The organism is Brasilonema angustatum (assembly GCF_059505445.1).
Map to the genome: position 1 here is coordinate 14,726 of NZ_JCACKO010000145.1, position 21,365 is coordinate 36,090.

The 21,365-nt window shown below is 43.1% G+C and carries 17 protein-coding genes and 1 pseudogene; 6 read left to right on the forward strand and 12 right to left on the reverse strand.

Going from position 1 to position 21,365, the window contains the following annotated elements; genetic code table 11:
• Positions 1 to 70: 70 nt before the first annotated feature.
• The 3 genes from AC5JM2_RS29500 to AC5JM2_RS29510 all read right to left on the reverse strand — a co-directional run bounded on the left by AC5JM2_RS29500 (position 71) and on the right by AC5JM2_RS29510 (position 3,652).
• Positions 71 to 1,930, reverse strand: a complete 1,860-nt coding sequence (locus AC5JM2_RS29500) for a CheR family methyltransferase (protein ID WP_495838691.1) — start codon at positions 1,928 to 1,930, stop codon at positions 71 to 73.
• Between the two features lie 209 nt (positions 1,931 to 2,139).
• The gene (locus AC5JM2_RS29505) at positions 2,140 to 3,189 is read right to left on the reverse strand and encodes a chemotaxis protein CheB (RefSeq protein ID WP_495838693.1); all 1,050 of its coding nucleotides are present in this window, start codon (positions 3,187 to 3,189) and stop codon (positions 2,140 to 2,142) included.
• Positions 3,190 to 3,418: 229 nt separating this feature from the next.
• The gene (locus AC5JM2_RS29510; RefSeq protein WP_495838695.1) at positions 3,419 to 3,652 is read right to left on the reverse strand and encodes a hypothetical protein; all 234 of its coding nucleotides are present in this window, start codon (positions 3,650 to 3,652) and stop codon (positions 3,419 to 3,421) included.
• A 371-nt stretch (positions 3,653 to 4,023) separates the two neighbouring features.
• Between AC5JM2_RS29510 and AC5JM2_RS29515 the strand changes: the two genes are divergently transcribed.
• Entirely contained in the window at positions 4,024 to 4,398 is a 375-nt protein-coding gene (locus AC5JM2_RS29515) for a response regulator (RefSeq protein WP_495838697.1), read from the forward strand.
• Between the two features lie 243 nt (positions 4,399 to 4,641).
• Here the strand turns inward: AC5JM2_RS29515 and AC5JM2_RS29520 are convergent, their stop codons facing one another.
• A complete protein-coding gene (locus AC5JM2_RS29520; RefSeq protein ID WP_495838699.1) occupies positions 4,642 to 5,418 on the reverse strand; it encodes a hypothetical protein in 777 nt (258 codons plus the stop codon).
• 260 nt (positions 5,419 to 5,678) lie between these two features.
• Positions 5,679 to 6,883: pseudogene (locus AC5JM2_RS29525) on the reverse strand (RNA-guided endonuclease InsQ/TnpB family protein).
• Between the two features lie 59 nt (positions 6,884 to 6,942).
• Between AC5JM2_RS29525 and AC5JM2_RS29530 the strand changes: the two are divergent.
• Positions 6,943 to 7,143: a hypothetical protein gene (locus AC5JM2_RS29530; protein WP_495838701.1), complete on the forward strand. Its 201-nt coding sequence runs from the start codon at positions 6,943 to 6,945 to the stop codon at positions 7,141 to 7,143.
• Positions 7,144 to 7,236: 93 nt separating this feature from the next.
• Here AC5JM2_RS29530 and AC5JM2_RS29535 read toward each other — a convergent pair whose 3' ends face one another.
• Positions 7,237 to 9,123, reverse strand: a complete 1,887-nt coding sequence (locus AC5JM2_RS29535; RefSeq protein WP_495838703.1) for an ABC transporter ATP-binding protein — start codon at positions 9,121 to 9,123, stop codon at positions 7,237 to 7,239.
• Between the two features lie 478 nt (positions 9,124 to 9,601).
• On the opposite strand from AC5JM2_RS29535, the gene AC5JM2_RS29540 reads away from it, so the two are divergent.
• Positions 9,602 to 10,399 (forward strand): COP23 domain-containing protein, encoded by a 798-nt coding sequence (locus AC5JM2_RS29540; protein ID WP_495838705.1) that lies wholly within the window; start codon positions 9,602 to 9,604, stop codon positions 10,397 to 10,399.
• Positions 10,400 to 10,551: 152 nt separating this feature from the next.
• Here the strand turns inward: AC5JM2_RS29540 and AC5JM2_RS29545 are convergent, their stop codons facing one another.
• The 4 genes from AC5JM2_RS29545 to AC5JM2_RS29560 all read right to left on the reverse strand — a co-directional run bounded on the left by AC5JM2_RS29545 (position 10,552) and on the right by AC5JM2_RS29560 (position 15,768).
• Positions 10,552 to 12,036, reverse strand: a complete 1,485-nt coding sequence (locus AC5JM2_RS29545) for an inorganic phosphate transporter (RefSeq protein WP_495838707.1) — start codon at positions 12,034 to 12,036, stop codon at positions 10,552 to 10,554.
• A gap of 160 nt (positions 12,037 to 12,196) precedes the next feature.
• A complete protein-coding gene (locus AC5JM2_RS29550; RefSeq protein WP_495838709.1) occupies positions 12,197 to 12,820 on the reverse strand; it encodes a cytochrome c oxidase subunit 3 in 624 nt (207 codons plus the stop codon).
• A gap of 73 nt (positions 12,821 to 12,893) precedes the next feature.
• Positions 12,894 to 14,636: a cytochrome c oxidase subunit I gene (ctaD, locus tag AC5JM2_RS29555; RefSeq protein ID WP_495838711.1), complete on the reverse strand. Its 1,743-nt coding sequence runs from the start codon at positions 14,634 to 14,636 to the stop codon at positions 12,894 to 12,896.
• Positions 14,637 to 14,685: 49 nt separating this feature from the next.
• Complete coding sequence (locus tag AC5JM2_RS29560; RefSeq protein ID WP_495838713.1) at positions 14,686 to 15,768, reverse strand: cytochrome c oxidase subunit II; 1,083 nt, start codon at positions 15,766 to 15,768, stop codon at positions 14,686 to 14,688.
• 488 nt (positions 15,769 to 16,256) lie between these two features.
• On the opposite strand from AC5JM2_RS29560, the gene AC5JM2_RS29565 reads away from it, so the two are divergent.
• The 3 genes from AC5JM2_RS29565 to AC5JM2_RS29575 are packed head-to-tail and all read left to right on the forward strand — an operon-like array spanning position 16,257 to position 18,441.
• On the forward strand, positions 16,257 to 17,222 hold the full coding sequence (locus tag AC5JM2_RS29565) for a COX15/CtaA family protein (RefSeq protein WP_495838715.1): 966 nt from the start codon (positions 16,257 to 16,259) through the stop codon (positions 17,220 to 17,222).
• 39 nt (positions 17,223 to 17,261) lie between these two features.
• Positions 17,262 to 18,218, forward strand: coding sequence for a heme o synthase (locus AC5JM2_RS29570; protein ID WP_495838717.1), 957 nt, complete (start codon positions 17,262 to 17,264; stop codon positions 18,216 to 18,218).
• Between the two features lie 22 nt (positions 18,219 to 18,240).
• Positions 18,241 to 18,441: a hypothetical protein gene (locus AC5JM2_RS29575; RefSeq protein WP_495838719.1), complete on the forward strand. Its 201-nt coding sequence runs from the start codon at positions 18,241 to 18,243 to the stop codon at positions 18,439 to 18,441.
• Between the two features lie 489 nt (positions 18,442 to 18,930).
• On the opposite strand, the gene AC5JM2_RS29580 is transcribed toward AC5JM2_RS29575, so the two are convergent.
• Together AC5JM2_RS29580 and AC5JM2_RS29585 are read right to left on the reverse strand one after the other, a co-directional pair.
• Positions 18,931 to 20,325 carry a lipoxygenase family protein gene (locus AC5JM2_RS29580; RefSeq protein WP_495838721.1) on the reverse strand — a complete coding sequence of 465 codons (1,395 nt, stop codon included), beginning with the start codon at positions 20,323 to 20,325 and terminating at the stop codon, positions 18,931 to 18,933.
• Between the two features lie 116 nt (positions 20,326 to 20,441).
• On the reverse strand, positions 20,442 to 20,657 hold the full coding sequence (locus AC5JM2_RS29585) for a DUF3120 domain-containing protein (protein WP_495838722.1): 216 nt from the start codon (positions 20,655 to 20,657) through the stop codon (positions 20,442 to 20,444).
• Positions 20,658 to 21,365 lie beyond the last annotated feature (708 nt).

Below are 21,365 nucleotides of genomic sequence, written 5' to 3' on the forward strand. Positions count from 1 at the left end.
CATATCGTGCTTAGATCTAAAATCTATCTGACAGGTTATTCTTCAAGCGCCAATGAATGATAAAAGTTGACTATTCTACTTGCGGGCGCTCTTCCATTAGGATAATAAGTCCTTGGATATCAGAGGCGTTACCCAACAGCGGGTTGCAAATCACCTGACACTGAATCGCTCTGCCCCGGCGGTTCCTAGCATCTAGCAACACTTCATAATGTTCTGACTCTCCACTCAGAATTGTTCGCATCGGTTGTCTGAGTGGCTCCAACGGCAAATTAATGTCCAAACTCATAAAATGCTTAGAAAAAACTTCATCAAATCGCAAACCCCACAAATCTTCTGCTTTGCGGTTCCAGATTACGACATGCAAGTCGGGACTTAGAACAACCACGCCAACACGTAAACTAGTCAGGATAGATTCTAAAAAACCGTTGACTGTATTGAGTTCTTGGCTACGTTGGCGCAATTGTTCGTTGATAGTCTGCAATTCTTCGTTGGTAGATTGCAGTTCTTCGTTCATAGTTTCTAATTCTTCGTTGGTGGATTGTAGTTCTTCGTTTGTGGTTTCCAGCTCCTCCACTGTCGATTGAAGTTCTTCGTTGGTAGTCTCTAATTCTTCGTTTGTGGATTGGACTTCTTCATAAGCTGTTTCTAATTCTTGATTGGCGTTTACGAGTTCCTGTTGCAGATTTTTAAATCGAGTCACATCTATGAAGATAATCTTTGTACCCAAGATTTCGTCGGTGTTGTCACCTACTAAGGGTATTATCTGTACGTCGAGAGATTTCATTTCGCGGTCTGTAGTGGACCACTCAATATCTTTTAAGATGATGGAGCGACGAGTGGAGCGAACATGGTCAATGCGCGATCGCAACTCCACAGGTCGATAAGAAAGCTCTAAATCTTGTAACGGACGACCCAAATCTTTAGAATTGAGATTAAACAAATTACGAGTTTCAGCATTAGCCAATATAACAATACTGTTGATATCCACGACTAATTGAGCGACCGGATCAATCTCAAAGGCTGCTTCATGAACGCGGATTTGGTCAACAATTTCTGGTACCGCTTGCTGTGTAGAAGAATTAGACATACTTAACAGCATATCTCGAATATTGCCGTTAGCAACTTTGGTAAATACCCGTCGCCGTAAATCTAGAGGGGTAAACGAGTGACTGCGAGTAAACAACATTTCTGCTTTCCCCAAAAACAAAAAACCATTATCATTCAGAGCAAAGTGAAAGCGATCAAGAATTTTTGCTTGGGTTTCGGTATTAAAATACATCAAAGTATTACGGCACACCAGTAGATCAATCCTGGAGATGGGTGCATCTTGTACCAAGTTATGGCGACCAAATATGACACCGCGACGCAATTCTTTTTGAACTATGTAGCGATCGTTAACTCGCTCAAAGTATTTTTGCTGTAGATTTGCGGGAACGCTTTCAATATCTTTTGGATTGTAACTTGCTTGGCGAGCGAGATTAAGAGCTTCCACGTCTACATCCGTGGCAAACACTTTCACCCGTGTTGTGTACTGTTCCATACCCATTGCTTCAGCAAGCAAAATCGCTATGCTGTAGGTTTCTTCCCCAGAAGCGCATCCTGCACTCCATACTCGGATTGGTTTAGTTGTATGTTTTTTTGCAACTATTTTAGAAATGATTTCACTAGCTATGTAGTCCCAAGCTTGTGGCTCACGGAAGAAAGCTGTCACATTGATCAAAATAGTGTTGAACAGCTCAGCAAACTCGTCTGGGTGTACCTCTAGATAGTCTAAATAATCATTAAAATTTTCTACACCAATAGTTTGCATACGTTTAAAAATTCGACGGCTTAAGCTTGTGCGCTTATAACCACTAAAATCAAAGCCTCGATTGCGTTTAATGTACTCTAATAAATTTTCTAATTCCGGATTTACTTCTTGGTTATTCATGTCTTTTTTATACTAAACTTTAGTATTATATGTAATTGTTATCAAACTACAGCCTCCCAGGCATAATTAGTACCTCAACAAGAGATGTTTTTGCTCCAAACAGTTATTGTAAAACACTATCTGGAACGGTATAAGTTACCCTTCCACGAGACTTCCAAGCCTTTTCCCTGTTAAGCGTTCCCTGTTAAGCGTTCCCTGCTATACAAAGTTCACAAGATATTAGTTGGTTCTTCATTTGGTGCAACTTCAGTGTTGTTCCCCTGTACTGGTGTAGGGTTATCCTTGAGCAGGATATCCCGAATAACCCCAGCACGTTTTAGAGCATCCTTCACTTGCTCTTCCAGTCGTTGTGCTGATAAAGTTTGGTTGTGATCGCGCATCCGTTTCGCCATCCGACCTGATAAAGATGCTTTCTCTTCCAATGCCCTGAGGGCAAACCACAACGCATCTTCCAAAGCATCAGATTGCTTTGCCAACAGAGTTTCTGCTGAATAAGCGTGACCTGTACGGCATCGAAACCGCAATAACTTTCCGTCTGAAAGATCCCACAAAGTACCACCACAGTCTGGACAGCCGTAAGTAGAAGGTTTGCCTGGTCTTTCTTCGTTGTTAAGTACGTTCATATCCAACTGCACCAACCCAGATTCAAATTCAATCTCTTCAGGCACAGGATCTTCTTCGCCTTCCACGGGCGTGTTAGCTAGATTTACCAACATATCTGGAATATCCGACAGAGGCAAAATATAGTCAATATCATCTACGTTCTCGATCGCGCTGCGCGGCATTCCAGGATGCATTGCATCTTCGGGGTTTTGAACAACTGCAACACCATTGCGCATTTTCACTGCCTTTAGTCCTGCCGTACCGTCGTCAAGAACACCCGTTAGCACCACAGCAACCACTCGTCGCCCATAAGCTCGCGCTGCAGTGCGAAACAGTGGGTCAATAGCTGGACGATGGCTGTTTTCTGTAGATCCCCGTGTCAGATGTATATATCCTGGTTTTACCAGTAGGTGATAGTTTGGCGGGGCAATATAAATCCTTCCCAATTCAATGACTTCGCCATCTTTTGCATGAGATGCGGGCAATTTTCCAGCACGGGTAAGGATGCGTGGCATAACACTTGTACCGTAGCTTGGTACATGAAGCACAATCATCACAGCAGCATTTAGGTCTGGCGGTAACTTTTTGACTAAGTAAGAAAGTGCTTGAACTCCCCCTGCCGATGCTCCGACAACGATGAGATCGTGTCCGGGCATTTTTGTTATTCCTCCTAATTGCAGCGGAGCTAGGCATATCGCACTGCTAACATCACGCTAGCAGAATCAGGTAAGAGATTTACTTAACTTTGAGCTGATTTATCAAATTGTTGTAATTTTTTTTGTTTCAAAAACAGAGCTTGAGCCTTAACAAAATTAGCCTGAGCTTTAGTGTATCTAGCTTTAGCTTCAGCATGCATAATAGCTAAAGCACGCTTTTGATTTTTTTTTATTCATCAAAGTCATTTTCCTTCTCATCGCTTTGAGAACTCATAACAAGAGCTACTTGTTTATCTGACTCTGTGACCAAGGTATTAATTAAAGGCTTTTCACCATTATCTATTTTTCTCGCTAGTTCCAGTAGAGCATCAGCTAAGACTATCGGCACTCTGATAGCACGGGTTCTACCAAGCTTCCATGAAGGGGCTGGACCTCGCTTGCCACGTTGGGGAGTATTTAACATAAGTTACTTGTACAAGTATTATATTTACAATCATAAACTTGTACAAGTTTTCAAAACCTGTACAGATTTAGTGTAAACTAATGGATAATCAAAAATCAAAAAACAACACGTCTAACGCCGTACATATAAGTGCTAAATGTGTGATTTTCTCTAGGACTTAGGCACTATACAAATTGATCATCATGTGTCAAGCGTAATTCTGTCGTTTTAGGCTGTTGAGGACAACTCAACAACAAGTAGCGATATCGCTTGCAAAACATGAAAAAATCAAACTTCAAGTGCTGAAAAATCCTACCCTATATTTGATTGTTTCTATCAATTTTTGAAGATCAACTATTTGAACAGTTAAATTCATTTAAGATTTATTTTTTATGGTGTTTTCCACTAAGCAGCGAATTTTAGTTGTGGATGATGTTCCTAACAATATATATTTGCTTCAAACAATTTTAGAAGCAGAGGAATTTGAGGTTGATACTGCTTTGAATGGTCTTTTAGCCTTAACTAAGATTCAAGCATCACCACCTGATTTAGTCCTGCTAGATGTGATGATGCCAGTAATGAATGGCTTTGAAGTGACCAAAAGTATCCGTCAAAATGATAAACTCCGCTTCCTTCCGATTTTACTAATAACAGCTGGTAATGACAGTGATGGGATAGAAGGATTAAAAATAGGGGCAAATGACTTTATGCGTAAACCTATCAAATTTGACATATTAATGGCAAAAATCTTAAATATTTTGAGATGAAGTACAAACCTATTTGAAAGAAAATAGATATAAAAAAACTGTCAGTGTGAAAATTTCTAAAAAAATCGAAATCTGACAGCTTTTTTCAGTACATTGAACCACAGATTATCGTAGGGGGTACGGCAAGATCAGCCTCTACCCCCTGGTTTATTTACTTGAAAACCGCGCTTCAGCAAAATTCGATTTCATCTAGATGAAAATGTGAGTCTACATCGAGCGCTTATTATTCAAGGTTTTTCACTATTAGTTTGAAGTAATTGGACGCTCACCATCAATGTCCTGGGTGTCTGTTATGTCAAAATCACTCTTAGCAACGGGACGTTCACCGTCTATGTTGACAGTATGCCCAACGTTCATATCACCTGGATCAATTGGACGCTTGCCATCTACAGCAAGCATGTCATGATTCTTAAAAGCACTCTTGCCAATTGGACGGTTACCATCTACATTTAAGGTTCTAGAAACCTCAAAATTACCCTTGGCGAGAGGACGTTCACCATCGATGTTGAGAGTACCCCGAACTTGCATGTTATTTGGGTCGATTGGACGGTGACCATCTACATCAAGTGTTTTAGAAATTTGTGTGGGTTCGTTAGATGATGGGCTACTACCTGTTGTATTTTGAGCGGAATTTTTGGCAGTGATATCAATTTTGTCAGTCTTATTTGAAGTGATTGGACGTTCACCATCTATGTTTTGGGTGTCTGTTATGTAAAAATCACTCTTAGCAACGGGACGTTCACCATCTATGTTGACAGTCTCCCTAACTTTAAAACTACTTGGGTCAATTGGACGCTTACCATCTACTGCAAGCATGTCATGATTCTTAAAAGCACTCTTGCCAATCGGACGGTGACCATCTACATCTAAGGTTTTAGAACGGTCAAATTCACTTTTGGCGATTGGACGCTCACCATCTATGTCAACAGTTTCTTCAACTTCAATATCAGCGGGGTCAATTGGACGGTGACCATCTACATTAAGTGTTTTAGAAATTTGTGTGGGTTCGTTGTTATCCATACTTCGGCTTGTTCTTCCTTCTTATGGTTGTTTGTGCTCAAATAGCATAATCCCAAGAGTTCTCTATCCAGAACGTTACCACTTGTGGGCTATGCAAAAAACTCTTTATTATTCACTAATTAACATACTTAAACACAGACAAAAAATCATCTGCCACAGCATAGAATCTACCTCTGACTTGAGAGGGATTTTTGACACTCCCCACGGCTGTGTAAATTTCGCTGCGCTCCATTCACACAAAAAGCCGGGGGATTCTTGGCTCATTGACGTTTCTTGCCTCTACAGGTCTTGCGACCAATAGAAGTAGAGGAAACATTTCCCCAAGCGTTACTTCCCGGATGCCCTCCGGTAGACTTTGCTTTACACAAAATATTCATAGCTGCGTTCACATCTCGTTGCAATACTGTCCCACAGTGTGGACAGTTATGAGTTCTTGTAGATAGTCCTTTTTTGACAGTCTCTCCACAATTACTGCATTTCTGGCTTGTGTAATGAGGTGGAACAGCTACAACTTTAGTATCAAATTTCAAAGCAAAGTATTCAATCCAACGACGAAAAGAAGTCCAAGCAACATCACTGATTGACTTCGCTAAATGGCGATTTTTTACCAGCCCTTTCACATTTAAATCTAGCCTGCGGCAAGCCGCTTCGCGTCTACATAGGCGACAAAGCTGTTAAGCTTGCACACGCAACGTGCCAGTCTCTTGGCATGTTCTTCACGTTGCCTACTTACTCTTAAATGCTTCCGAGCGTACCGCCCTCTAGCTTTTCGTCTGTTATTTTTACCTTTTTCTTTAGTGTAAATCCGGCGTTGAGCGTGCTTGATGGCTTTCTCTGCTTTACGGAGAAATCTTGGATTTTCCTCGTGATGTCCGTTTGAATCAGAGTAAAAATACTCTAATCCGACATCCAAACCGACTTCACCATCTCCGGTTCTCGCTTCGGACGCAGTATCTACTTTAATGCAGAATTGAACGTAATAACCATCGGCTTTGCGTACAATCCGAACACGCTTGATTAGCTCAACTGAGTAAGTATGGATGTCCCATTTACCTAACAACTTGACTTCACCAATACCTTTGTTGTCTAAAAAGGTAATTCGGCGTTTTGTCGAGTGTAGCTTCCACCCAGATTGTTTGTACTCAACACAGCGACAATCTTTTTTAAACCTCGGATAACCTTTCAATCCTTGCTTGTTTTTCTTGCAGTTATCAAAAAACCGCAAAATAGCACGTTCTACATTTTCTACCGAGGCTTGACACGCATGACTGTTTAAGTCTTTAACAAACTCGAATTCTGCACGCAATTGAGTGTTGTACTGATACAGTTCTTTTTTACCAACACCACGGTTATCCATCCAATATCTAAGCACTTTGTTACGTACAAACTGACTTGTACGAATTGCTTCGTTTATGGCTTGTGATTGAGTCTTCTTAACTATTGCTTTGTATTCCAGTACCAACACTCTTGAATCACCTCCTTTTATTTGTTAACCTAATATTAGTATATACGGCATAACTAAAAATGACAACAAAGAAAGGACAAAAAAGATTAAAGAATATACCGATACTGCATGAAGAAGTTAAAACAAAAAGAACAGTAGTACTAACCCCATTTGCATGGGAAAATATCAAGAATGAAGCAATATCTCGTGGGATAAGTGCTAGCGAGTTAATAGAAGAATTTGGACGGGGACTAAAGTCCCCTACGGGCTTATCCCCATAAATGAAATTTAGGGGATAAGCCCTCTAGTTTTCGGTCAGTTGAGTGCGGCTACAAAATCCTCTGCGATCATAAGGTATGTTACCAACCCGCCTCTTACAACGCCCTAATTTGCCGTTGTCGCACCCGTTCAGCGCTTCCAGTAGGAATTGAGGCGATGAGTTTTTGGGTGTATTCCTGTTTGGGTTCGCGGTAAATACTCTCTGCTGTCCCTTGTTCGACGATTTCACCGCGATTCATTACCAAGATGCGATCGCTCATAAATTTCACCACACTCAAGTCGTGAGAAATGAAGATATAAGTCAACCCAAACTCAGCTTGCAATTCTTTGAGCAGATTTAGCACCTGTGCTTGCACAGATACATCCAGCGCTGAAACCGATTCATCACAGATAATAAACTTAGGATTTAATGCCAAAGAACGGGCAATACAAACCCGCTGACGTTGACCACCAGAAAACTGATGCGGATAGCGGTTCATCGCGTCTGCATTCAAACCCACCCGTTCTAAGAGGTAAGCGACACGTTCTCGCCTTTGTTGCTTTGTGTTACCAATCGAGTGAATCACCAAAGGTTCCATAATTGCTTCCCCAACCTTGAAGCGTGGATCAAGCGAGCTAAAGGGGTTTTGGAAGACAATCTGCATTTCTCGTCGCAACTTCTGCAACGTTTTGCCTTTGAGGGTTATGATATCTTGCCCTTCAAAAATAATTTGACCACTCATTGGTTCAATTAATCGCAGCAAGGTTCTGCCAAGGGTGGTTTTACCGCAACCAGATTCTCCCACCAATCCCAACGTTTCTCCCTTTTTGACATCAAAGGAAACGCTATTGACTGCCATAAAATAGCGTTTTGTGCCACCAAACGCCCCCCGTATAGGAAAACCAACCTTCAAATCACGAATTTCCAAAAGAGATTGCTGGTGTTCTAAGCTTTGCAACCTTTGATTTATTTCTTCAGTTGTGACTTCCACAGGTTGTTGAGGTTGCTTTTCTTGAATGATCAAATCTCCTGTTGGCGTTTCCTCCACATTCATGTAGTCAGAAACTGTCAGCAGTTTTTGCGGACGACGGTTGAGTGTGGGGCGACAAGCTACTAAGCCTTTCGTGTATGGATGCTGCGGATTTGAAAAAATTTGTGCCGCCGAATCGTATTCTACAATTTTGCCTCTATACATCACCGCAACTTTATCAGCGACTTCTGAAATGAGTCCTAAGTCGTGGGTGATGAAAATTAATGCCATTTCACGGCGCTGCTGCAATTCTCGCAGCAACTCAAGGATAGTTGCTTGTACCGTCACATCCAATGCTGTGGTTGGTTCATCAGCAATCAGCAGCAGTGGGTTGCACGAAATTGCCATTGCAATCATCACCCGTTGCAACTGTCCCCCAGAAAGTTGATGCGGGTAACGTTCTAGGATAGCTTCTTTGTGCTGCTTTACCAACTGTGCTATCTTTTGCTCGTCTGGGGTTGGTGAATCGAAGGAAGTTTGTTTCCAAGTTTCGATATACTGTACCTTGAGAGCTTCATCGCTAGGAAGGAGTTTGACCTCTTGCAAACCGGCGATCGCAATTCGTCGTGCTTCAGATGCCGAAACATTCTGGTGTCGTAAAATAGCTTCCGTTATCTGAAACCCAATCGTGTAAACCGGATTGAGCGAACTCATCGGTTCTTGGAAAATCATGGCAATGTCGCCGCCTCTGTGGATCTGTATTTGCTCCCTAGGCAATTCCACTAAATTGATCGGTGCGCCATTCTCTTGAGGGTGAAACCAAATTTCACCGCCACTAATCCTACCAGGATTTTGAACCAACCCCATAACTGCCAGCGATGTGACTGATTTTCCGCTTCCCGACTCTCCGACTATTCCTAGAGTTTCTCCTCGATGTAGTTCAAAAGATATCCCATCTACTGCTTTGACACTTTTACTCTCACCCGAAAACTCAACTTGTAAATTGCGAACGTCTAGGATAGTTTCTCTCATAAAAGTCAGGGGCTTAATTCTAGCTTATAAATTATTTGGATTTTAACAGCGACTTTGATTTTTTTTATTGATCGCAATCTTATGTGCGAGGATATTTTTCCGATTTTGACAGCTTTCGTATTAAATTTGGCATTAAAAATTACAAAAAATAACTTAAGCTGTCGCAAATATAGCAGATTTCCATTGAGTGCCATATTGGAAAAACGCTAGGGACGTACCATTGCTGCACTCCTACCCGTGGTGTACGTAACACAGAACAGGTATATACGATTCCTCCGCAGATTTTTGCGAAGCTTCGTTAGCGTGTATGTGAAGTCCCAACTCCGGTGCTCCGGTGCTCCCTTCTCCCTATTCCCTGTTGCCTATTCCCTGTTGCCTGTTCCCTATTCACGAAATTGAAGAATCAAAATCACAAGATTCTTCGTCACTGGAATTATTAACTCTCAACGTCAAATTCACGAGCTTTTTAGATCTGTCTATGCTATCTCAACCTGTGAAACTTCTTTTTTTGAGTGCTGTGAGTTTATCCTTTGTTCTAGGTCCTGCAGCAGCATTTGCCCAAGTTCGTGGAGGTGGTGATATTGTTGTACCAACAGAACCAGCAGGCGGTGGCTCAACAACAACTAGAACAAGAACAATAGAAACAGGTAGATCCTCCACTACAACCAGAACAAATACCTCATCACCTATTAGTAGCAGAAATCGATTTTTCTGTCAGTCTTACAATGGTCAGTACACCGTGATGTACCAGCCAGAAAGTCAACCAGGTCAATACTTCCCTTGGGCGAGTCCTAGAACTTTGGGTGGCGGATGGGATTCACAACAGCGTTGCCAAGCAATTGCCGAACGCTTGGAAACATATCGCCCAGATGGCTTAGTGGAACTGAAGACAGCTATAGAGAACAGACAGAATATTCTCTGCGTCACCACAGAAGCTAATCCTTACTGTCGCATTGTGCTGACAGTACCCCCCGAAAAAGATCCTTATGTTGTCCGTAATAGCGTTTTCCAAAACTTAGCATCTGCTGATAGCGGACAGCAAACTTTTGGCGTTAACACTTATACAAGTGGTGGTAACGAGCTCTCCAATTTGGGGCAAAATATTTTTGGTGGTAAAAAAGCTTCTGCTTCTTCTAAAGACCCCATCAATCTCAAACCTTTCTTAGATCGTGCTGATCGCGGTACCGGAGAAAAACTGCGTAATGGTGTGTCGCTGGGTTCGCAGCAGTCTCAACCTCAAACTGGTAATCGTCTAAATCCCAACAAATTCCGCTAAATGTAGTTTTTTCCTCTTTCCAGTATTTGGTTAATGTCGGATTATCCGGTGATTTCAGTAGTATTTGTTACAAAAACACAATAAGCGTTCACCAAATGAACGCTTATTGTGCGGATGGAATGTTGCCATAATTTTTGGTCTTGTTTTAAGTATCAATTCAAACCAAATACATTGAAGACCAAGAACAAGCCCCCTGCGAATGTCAATGCGCCCAGAAAAATGCAAGCAGGTAACGTTAGCACCCAAGCGATTAAGAGATTCCTGACTGTTTCCTTCTGAATTCCAGATCCATTGGCTGTCATCGCGCCTGCTATCCCAGAAGATAAAACGTGTGTTGTGCTCACAGGCAAACCAAAGTGGTCTGCAGCCGCAATTGTAGACATGGCAACTAATTCAGCTGAGGCACCTTGGGCGTAGTTGAGGTGATCTTTGCCAATCTTTTCACCGACTGTGACCACAATCCGCTCCCATCCAATCATCGTGCCCAGTCCCAGCGAGAAAGCAACAGCAAACTTAACCCAATTGGGAATAAACTCCGTGACTTTATCTAAATTCTTTTTGTAGTCTACCAGAGACTTCTCATCAGCTTTTTCTGTAAATATATTTTTCTTATCGAGCTTGTTAATTGTCTTACTAACTAAATAGATGTCACTTCTTAAAGCGCGGCGATCAGCTTTGGAAATGTCTTTAATGCTGGTTTTACCAGATAGCTTGTCTGAAATCTGGCGATTTTTGGTAGCCAAAGCAGCAAACGTCTTGTCACCGGCGTTATCTAATTTGAGGAACCTAGACAGTTCGGCGTCTGCGTCCTTACCCTGTAGAGACACCCCAGGGGGAACGCGTTTGTCAAGAATCACAATCGCAGCTTTCGACTCTTGAGATAACTGAGTGAATGTTGAGCGATCAATATTTAAATCTAACGCATAGATACCCGGCAGAATGCCAATCAGAATCAGCATAACCAACCCCATCCCTTTTTGCCCGTCATTCGAGCCATGGGCGAAGCTGACTCCTGTACAGGTTAGTATCAGCAAACCTCGAATCCACGGGGGAGGAGGAGACTTCCCTTCCGGTGCCCGATATAATTGTGGCTCTTTGATCAGTGCCTTAGCAGCAAGGAGGAGCAGTGCTGCTGCAGTAAAGCCTACCAATGGTGAGAGTAACAGTGATTTTAAAACATCAGATGCTTTTTCCCAGTTCACGCCTTCGCCAAAATGACCATTTGTCAAAAGGGAGTTGGCTAAACCGACTCCGATGATAGAACCAATAAGCGTGTGTGAACTGGATGCAGGTAGCCCTAAATACCAGGTGCCAAGGTTCCAAATGATAGCTGAAATTAAGAGCGCAAATACCATCGCAAATCCTGCGCCAGAACCCGCGTTGATCACCAACTCAACAGGTAAAAGTGAGATAATCCCAAACGCTACCGCCCCTGAGGAGGTTAACACTCCCAATAAATTCATACAACCCGACCAGATAACGGCGTGGTTTGGCTTGAGTGTATGAGTGTAGATTACGGTAGCAACCGCATTTGCAGTATCATGAAATCCATTGACAAATTCAAAGCCAAATGCAAGTAACAAGGCTAGTATTAGGAACAAGCCACTGACTAGAGTTAAGTCTTGGAAGAAATCCATGCTGGTAAAATAACCCAATCACAACTGAGCATAGGATTTAAGAGTTAAGATTCCAATAAGCTGAAGTTAAAATTTGATGAATATTATTTATTCAAAAATAAAACCCCCTAGAGGGGGTTGGTTAGTATATTGAGTCAAGTGACAAACTCATCACCAATACTCAAAGCAGATACAGCAATAAGAAGAGGATAATCCAAATCACGTCAACGAAGTGCCAGTAGATTTCGGCGGCTTCTATACCAAAGTGATGTTCATTGCTGTAGTGACCTTTACTGCGCGATCGCCACAATACAGCAAGAATTGCTACAACTCCCAAAGTCACGTGCAAACCGTGGAAGCCAGTCAATACATAAAATGCGCTCGCGAACAAGTTAGTCGTCAAGCCAAATTCTAGGTGGGTGTACTCATACACCTGCCCCACCAAGAAAAGAATACCCATTGCAGCAGTAATCCCGAACCAGAGTTGCATTCCCGGGAGATCATTCTTTTTGATGGCAGTATCAGCATTGTGGATAATAAAACTGCTAGCAATTAGATTGATGGTGTTGACTCCGGGTAGCAATAGTTCTAATTCTGGGGTACCTTCTGGGGGCCAAACAGGTACTGTAGAACGCATTGCCAGATATGCTCCGAACAACCCCATGAAAATCATTCCTTCTGCCACCAGGAACATAACCAGTCCAAAAAGGCGATGGTCTGGATGTTCTTCGTGATGAGCATCTGCGGTAGCAGTGTGATGATGGTTAAGGGCTGTCTTTGCTGGGTCAATTGTTTGACTTTGCATGAATTTTCCGTTGAATTTATGAATTACTAATTATGAATGATGAAATCTTTTAGCATTCATCATTCATAATCTATCAGCGTTCTTCTTTCTCGGCAGTGATAGCGGGATATGGCTCGTCAGGTTCGGCGCGTAACACTGAGTTAACACCGGCAGACAAGACTGGATCGGGATCAGATAAAGGTACACCCTTTGCAGTGTTCTCCAAACCATAATCGTATGGTCCAGTCGCTAAAACTGGTGGTTTATCAAAATTCTCGATCGCTGGTGGTGAGGTTGTCATCCACTCTAGGGTGAGTGCATTCCAGGGATTATTACCTGCTTTGGGTCCGTACATCCAACTCCAAATCGCATTGATAATGAAGGGAAATGTCGAAACCGCTAGTATATAAGCACCATAGGTACAAATTTCATTCAAAAACGTAAATTTGGGGTCGTACTGAGCAATACGACGGTTCATACCCATCATTCCCAGCTTGTGCATGGGCAAGAAGGTCATGTTTAAACCGACAATTGTCAGAGTAAAGTGAACCTTGCCCCAAAATTCGTTCAGCATCCGCCCTGTCATTTTGGGGAACCAGTGATAGATTGCCGCATAAATGCCCAGAACGCTACCACCAAATAGGACGTAGTGCAAGTGTGCTACGACAAAATATGTGTCGTGAACGTGAATATCGAACGGAACCGCCGCCAACATCACGCCACTGATCCCACCAATAACGAAGGTGCCAACAAAACCTATGGCGAACAGCATCGCACTGTTGAGGCGAATTTTGCCACCCCACATTGTTGCCAACCAGCTAAAGATTTTGATCCCAGTCGGTACAGCGATGATCATGGTAGTGATCATGAAGAACATCCGCAGCCAACCAGGAACACCGCTGGTAAACATATGGTGTGCCCAGACGATCAGTCCTAGGAAGCTGATTGCCAGACTTGAGTAGGCGATCGCCTTGTATCCAAAAATTGGCTTACGGGAATGAACCGGAATCACCTCAGAAATTGCCCCAAAGAAGGGCAAAATCATGATGTAAACCGCAGGGTGGGAGTAAAACCAGAACATATGCTGGTAAACAACCGGATCGCCACCGCCAGTCGGATTAAAAAATGTTGTTCCTGCAAGTAAGTCAAAGGAGAGCAGAATTAAACCGGCTGCTAGCACCGGCGTAGAGACCAAAGTCAGCGCTGAGGTTGCCAACATTGCCCAGCAAAACAAAGGCAATTGAAAGAAATCCATGCCTGGAGTACGCATCTTAAGCATAGTCACCAGGAAATTAATTGCCCCCAGAATCGAAGACGTACCTAGCAATAGAACGCTCAGAATCCAGATACCTTCACCCACTTGACCTGTGACCAAGCTTAAGGGAGGGTAGGAAGTCCAACCTGCATCTGGTGCATCACCCACCACTAAACTGGCGATCAGCAACAAACCAGCAGGAGGAATCATCCAAAAGGCAACAGCATTCAGGCGTGGAAAAGCCATATCCTTTGCCCCAATCATCAAGGGGATGAGGAAGTTAGCAAATCCTGCGCCTGCGGGCACAATCCACAAAAAAATCATGATTGTGGCGTGCAGTGTAAACAAACTGTTGTACACCTCAGGGGTGACAAAATCCACGTCTGGGGTTCGCAGTTCGGTGCGAACCAAGTCAGCCAAAACGCCGCCAATACAGTAAAAAATGAACGTGGTGACCAGATATTGAATCGCAATCACCTTATGGTCAGTGTTGAAGGTAAAGTAGTCTCGCCAATGTCTGATCTCTGGTTCTTCAGCCAGAGCAGGGATATTGGCTTTTTCTTGTACCTGTGCTTGTGTCATAAAAATTTCAGAACTCAGGAGTCAGGAGTCAATTGCTAATTACTAATGACTAATGGTGAATTTGATGTAGCATTTCTGGATGAATTCCCATATGGCTGGTATGAGGAGCGAGAAATTCATCTGGTGTTAAATCCGCAGGATTAAGAGCAACTGCTTGCTTGAGTTCTTCAGCGCTAGCAACTTCCTGTTCTTTGATCCACTGTTCAAATTCTTCTGGTTTTTGAACAACAACTTGTGTCCTCATCGCACCGTGGTAAGGACCACACAGTTCGGCACAGATGAGCGTATAGTCACCTTCTTTGTTGGGCGTAAAACGAATCTCACTTTGCCGACCGGGGATCACATCTTGCTTCAAACGAAACTCTGGTACCCAGAAGGCATGGATCACATCGTTGGCTGTCATATTCAATTGCACTTCCCGCCCGATGGGAACGTGCAGTTCTCCAGAAGTGACTTCAGTGTCAGGGTAGGTAAAAATCCAGGCGTACTGCAAACCTGTGACGTTTACCACAAATGCAGGTGGTTTTCCTTCATTTTCAGGTGTAGGTCCAAGGCTAGGAGCAACACTTCCTACACCAGGAGCATTCCGCTTTTGGGGAATTTGGTCAGCATTGCGGACTGCTGCTGTCGCAGGGTCTTGCATTGCCTCATCAGATTTTTCCTGATTTTCGTTAGGTTCTGTGCTGGGGGGAGTATCGCTTAAAGTTGCGGCGATCGCAGCCCCAGGCATGTTCATGACTTGTGACGTCATTGGGGCTTCATGAATGTCATGGGGACTAAAGCCGCCCATATCGTTGTAAACGTCGAAGCTGTAAACAGAAATACCGATAACGATAACAGTTGGGATTGCTGTCCAAAGGATTTCTAATGGTACGTTGCCATGTACTGGCGGACCATCTGCATTGTCACCTGCACGGCGACGGTATTTTATAGCAGAGTAAATTAAGATACCTTCTACGAGCACAAATATACCAGTGGAGACGGTCATCATTGCGTTGAACAAACCGTCTACTAACGGGGCTTCGTCAGAAGCTGCTGTTGGTAGTAGACCATGATTTTGACCGTACCAGAGACTGACTAGGGTCAGCCCGATGCCAATTAGTAATGTCCAGATGGAACTTGGGATTTTCACGGTTTTTTTGAGTTAACGGCTTTACTATATCCGACTGAGCAGTTTACTCACTTACTACACTAGTCCAGCCTAAGAGATATCTTGGAGTCACGCATGAAAATTTTATTAATTTTTCGGCTGATTTTTTGGATCTTGAACAGAATCTGTTTCTCGGATGTGTCTAGTGGTGGATGTCAATTAGGGAAAAATTTTTCTAACTGGTTAGGAACAGGGAACAGGGAACAGGGAATAGGGAATAGGGAACAGGAAACAGGAAACAGGGGGATAATGTTTATTAAGGTTGTTGCTAGAAATTAAGAGCGCACGAGTTTAAGGCTCACAACTTAAAAATTCCCTAAAGCTTCAGGCAAAAAGTGGCTATGGTGATTCACAGTATAGTGAGAGCCAGTCTCGAACCTTAGTTGTACGCTAGGGTGGGAGATGGATCGGTACTGATAAATGTTTAGAACGTAGACAGAATCAAAAAGAGCGGCAAAAGGTGTCTTTAGATGAGCGAATTTGTCCTAGAACAACAAAACATAACCACTGCGCCGCCGCAGGCTCCACAAGAACGAATTCGTCGCTTGGTGTGGAGAATGTGTATAGCCACTTTGATTTTGATGGCAATAGGCAGTGCCACCCGTGTGATGAATGCTGGACTTGCTTGTCCTGATTGGCCTTTGTGTTACGGAGAACTGGTGCCAACCAAGCAAATGAATTTCCAGGTTTTTTTGGAGTGGTTTCACAGGTTGGATGCGGCATTAATTGGTGTCAGCGCGATCGCACTCGTTGGAATGTCCTGGTGGTCTCGTCGCTCTTTACCCAGATGGCTACCTTGGGCATCCACATTCGCGCTATTTTTAATCGTTTTCCAAGGAGTCTTGGGCGGACTCACGGTAACTGAACTTTTGCGGTTTGATATTGTAACAGCTCACTTAGGAACAGCGCTGTTATTTTTCATGACCTTACTAGTCATTGGCACTGCACTTACCCCTTACCAGCCAACCGGAAACGTAGGTAACTTGCCTTGGGTTGGTTTAACAGCAGCTGTTTTGGTTTATCTACAAAGTTTACTAGGTGCTTTGGTCGGGTCTCGTTGGGCGCTACACCAATGCTTTGGCATATCCCAACTTTGTACTGTGATGTATAGTCATATTGCTGGCGTAGTGCCTCCAACAGTGGCAACATTGGCAGTCGTATTTCTTTCATGGCGGACACCAGCATTGCATCCTGCATTACGACGACTAGCAAATATCGCTGGTGGATTACTTATTGTACAACTCCTGGTAGGAGTTGCCACTTTTCGGTTACATCTTCAAGTCGAGCCACTTACTGTCTCTCACCAAGCTGTAGGAGCAGCTTTGCTTGGTACTTTAGTGGGTTTCACAGTTCTTGCACTGCGCGACTGGGTTCACAGCCGTGGGATCAACGCTAACAGCGTGATTATCAACGCAAATACCATAAGTGAACAGTGAACAGTTATCTAGGTTTGAAAAAAAGGAAATAGTGCCAAAATGATTGAGACTAATGTCTCTCGCCACCATCAAACATTTCTACAGGTTGTTCAAAGCTACTACCAGCTTACAAAGCCGAGAATCATCCCTTTGCTACTTATTACCACTGCTGGAAGTATGTGGATTGCAGCTAAGGGAGAAGTAGACCCATTGTTGTTACTCGTCACACTTACTGGTGGTACAATGGCCGCTGCAAGCGCCCAGACGATTAACTGTGTCTACGACCGAGATATCGATTATGAAATGGAGCGCACACGTCATCGCCCTCTACCTTCAGGTAGAATACAGTCGCGCGATGCTTTGATTTTCGCTAGTGCTTTAGCTGTCATTTCTTTTACGTTGCTTTACGTATTTGCCAACTTACTAGCTGCACTGCTAGCAATGTCAGGTATTTTATTTTATGTGCTAATTTATACGCATTTACTTAAGCGACATAGCACTCAAAATATCGTTATTGGTGGAGCAGCAGGAGCAGTTCCAGCATTAGTTGGTTGGGCTGCTGTTACTGGTACCTTAAGCTGGGCAGCATGGGTAGTATTTGCTATTGTCTTTTTGTGGACACCGCCTCATTTCTGGTCTCTTGCTTTGATGATTAGGGATGATTACGCAAAAGTTGGTATACCAATGTTACCAGTAATTGCAGGAACTACGCCGACGGTGCGGCAGATTTGGTTATACACCCTAGTTACAGTAGCAGCAACATTTTCATTAATTTACCCTTTGCACGTCAGTGGAGTAATCTACGGAGTCCTTGCTGTCAGCTTAGGGGCAGTTTTTATTTACAAAGCTTGGCAACTACTGCACAATCCAGAAGACCGCAATTTTGCTAAAGGATTATTTCTGTATTCCATTTCATACATGATGTTGTTGTGTGTAGGCATGGTTGTTGATAGCCTTCCCTTCACTCATCATGTGCTTAACGTTGTGGTAGATAAGGCGCATTCGTTGATGGGATAGAACTTAGCTGTAGTGGAAATTTATGCGATCGCTTCTTTTGGGCGATCGCATAACTGTGTCATCCTGGGATAACGTCACAAAGGCGTTGCGGGAGTTTGGAAACTCTGCGGCTAAGCCTTTGGCACCCTACGCGAATGCAGCACATCGCACGCAACTGCAACAAAAAACCTCGGCGAAACCAACCGAGGCAGGGAGGACAAGTCCAAATGTGAATGAGTCCTGATATCGAAATCTAAAAATCTTAGCTAACGCCCAAGACAAGCGAAACTAGAGCGTTAACAAATATACATAGCTTGTTTTTTTGGTTTATTTTTTTGTATTTTTAACTTATGTAAACTAGTATAAGAATTTTGTTAAGAAAGGTCAATAAAAGTTTACATTTGAAGAACTGATAGCGTTCATAAAATTAACTTATCAGGAATGAGCGATGATTGTGAACAGCGATGGAGTGATGGAGGCGATAGGCGTTTATGCGTCTGTTGCTCCCTTGCGATCGCTCTTTGGAACACGCAGCGCGTACCAAAGAGCGAGGATGTTTTAGGCTTACGTGCGATACGCCGTAAGTCCTGCGGACATTGGTGACACCGAAAGCATCAACAAATCTCTAGACCTAATGCAAGACGTACTTCCCTATCAAAAGAATCAAGCATAATTCCAGATTTTTCAGCAATTAGGTCTGTTTTGGATTGCTTTATCACACAAGCTTGGTCAGTTAAATATTAGTGCTCATCATGATTGACTCCAAAGGTAATCCGGGCTGTATCGATTCGCGGCGTTTCCACAGGTGTTCTTTGAGGTCGGGAGAACCAAATTCCATGATGGGGTTGTAGTATACGTTCGACAGCGTCCAAAGTAGGGTTACTTGTTTAGCGTGTTTTTGAGCCACCGCAGATGGATCATACTTAGGATTATGTTTGTCCCAAAGACCAATAGTGGCATAGTCTATGTCACCACCATCCTCATACTGTTTGTTATTTACCCACGAATGAAAGAACGAACAGTGGAAAATCATGTAGATACAAAGCTGCTTGAGATCGTTGATATTAGCGATCGCAAGTGTTCCCAATTCCGGGTTAAGGATTGAGTGGGTCACTAAATCCCGGGACATTCCCTCAACCTCCGACCAATAAGTCTTAATACCCGCATGGTGTGTCTCGAAGAATTTCGACACGTAATCTCTAAACGCTTCCCATACACTCTTTGCCGCAGGGTCAAAGTTGTTGTTATGCACGTAATCTTTTAACGCATAACCAGCAGGACTCCAATTACGGTAAGACAGGCGTCTAATTTCATCTTTAAGTACATTGTCTACTTCTTGGGGACTCAAAGCCGAAGCTTCAGGAATAAAACCTGTATTACCAAATATTAAGGACGCTCCTAAAGCGTTAATGTTGAGTAGACCGTCGAGGTGAGGTTCAAGCAGCAAGCGGATTGGGTTATTAACTATATTGCGATAGTACGCTATTGCATACTGACCGATATTCATATGAGTACGTGCCAGGTGAGTTTGGATTTCTTGAAAGACAAACTCAGCACTGCGGAATAATCGCTTTGACCATTCCCAGTCGGCATCACCAGGCACATGAGTCTCAGTTTCGCCGTTGAGAGTGAATTCAATCGAGTCAAGATATAAAGCTTGATCTTCGAGTTTGAATCGTGCCTCAATTAATGAAGGTAGGATACCACCTTCTTCAACTGTATACTTAGTGCAATCGTAGCGAATGATGTACTGCCAAGGCTGGTGTTTAACTCGTTTGAATTTACCTGGGTTGAAACCGTTGAGACGACGTTCGACAAAAAAATTATCGCTGAACTTGTCAGGATGGCAGCGGGTTAAGTTAGCAGGCATCCATTGAGGGGGTGTTTGTCCTATCTTTGCCATTGCTTCGAGAACACCAGTGATGCCCGGTGCTGGTGGCACAGGTGGTGAACCTGGGGTTTGGGTTGGCATCGGAACTAGACGATGCATTGCAAGGTTTGCCACATATCGCGGCTTCGGCTGGACTCGTGCGGGTAAGGGACGTTTGGCGTCAAAGGATGGTACGTCTTGACCTGGCTGCCCAGCGTAAGTATATTCTTCTTTAGGGTTCGGCTGGCTTGCTTGCATAGTAATATAAGCGCGAATTGTGTATTGGTAGTACTGATAGGCTATGGCTAAATTAAACTACAATCACTCACAGCGCAATTTCAGGATTATAGATAAAATCTTTACAGGTGTTTTGATCAGCGTACTCCAAAAGCTAGAACCGCTGCCAGCAAAAATAGGCAGTCTACCAATATGGTACTCACAACCGCTCCACCAAAAGCGTACCTATGCCGCTGCTTTCCTGATAAAGACAAAAGTCTTACCGTTAACAAGACTATGGCGAGAACTAGCGCCCAAGCTTGTCCCCAAGGTGTTTGCACTTGCGTCAAAGCACTTTGTAAAATCGGTGTCACCTCAGGTGTAGGGTGGGCATTGTAATGCCCACTCTACTTAATTCGAGGCTCTTGAGCTAATCTTTTTGAATTGAATTGTTGTCAAGCATAAAAACAAATTAGCGCGTCTCCCTTGGGGCGACTCCTTCGGAACATCGCACCCAAGCACAACAAAAAACCTCGGCGAAACCAACCGAGGCTAGGAGGAGAAGTCCAAATGTCAATGAGTCCTGATATCGAAATCTAAAAATCTTAGCTAACACCCAAGACAAGCGAAACTAGAGCGTTAACAAATATACGTAGCTTGTTTTTTTGGTTTATTTTTTTGTATTTTTAACTTATGTAAACTAGTATAAGAATTTTGTTAAGAAAGGTCAATAAAAGTTTACATTTGAAGAACTGATAGTGTTTATAAAATTAACTTATCAGGAATGAGCGATGATTGTGAACAGCGATGGGATGATGCAGGCGATGCAGAAGCCTTTGTGTGGCGATCGCTCATTAACACAGATTGCACATATACCTTTTTGGTATTAAGAAAAGGGGAATAGGGTATTCCCTATTCCCATTGCCATGAGCTGCAAGTACTCCTTACAAGTACTTTGCACTTGTTCCGGCAACTTATGAGGAAGTTATTGAGAATATTTTATATTTAACTACAATTTTTTACTAGTATTTCAGGATTTTCTGAGACTTATGAGTAGTTGAGAAAGCTTATCCACCAAATTA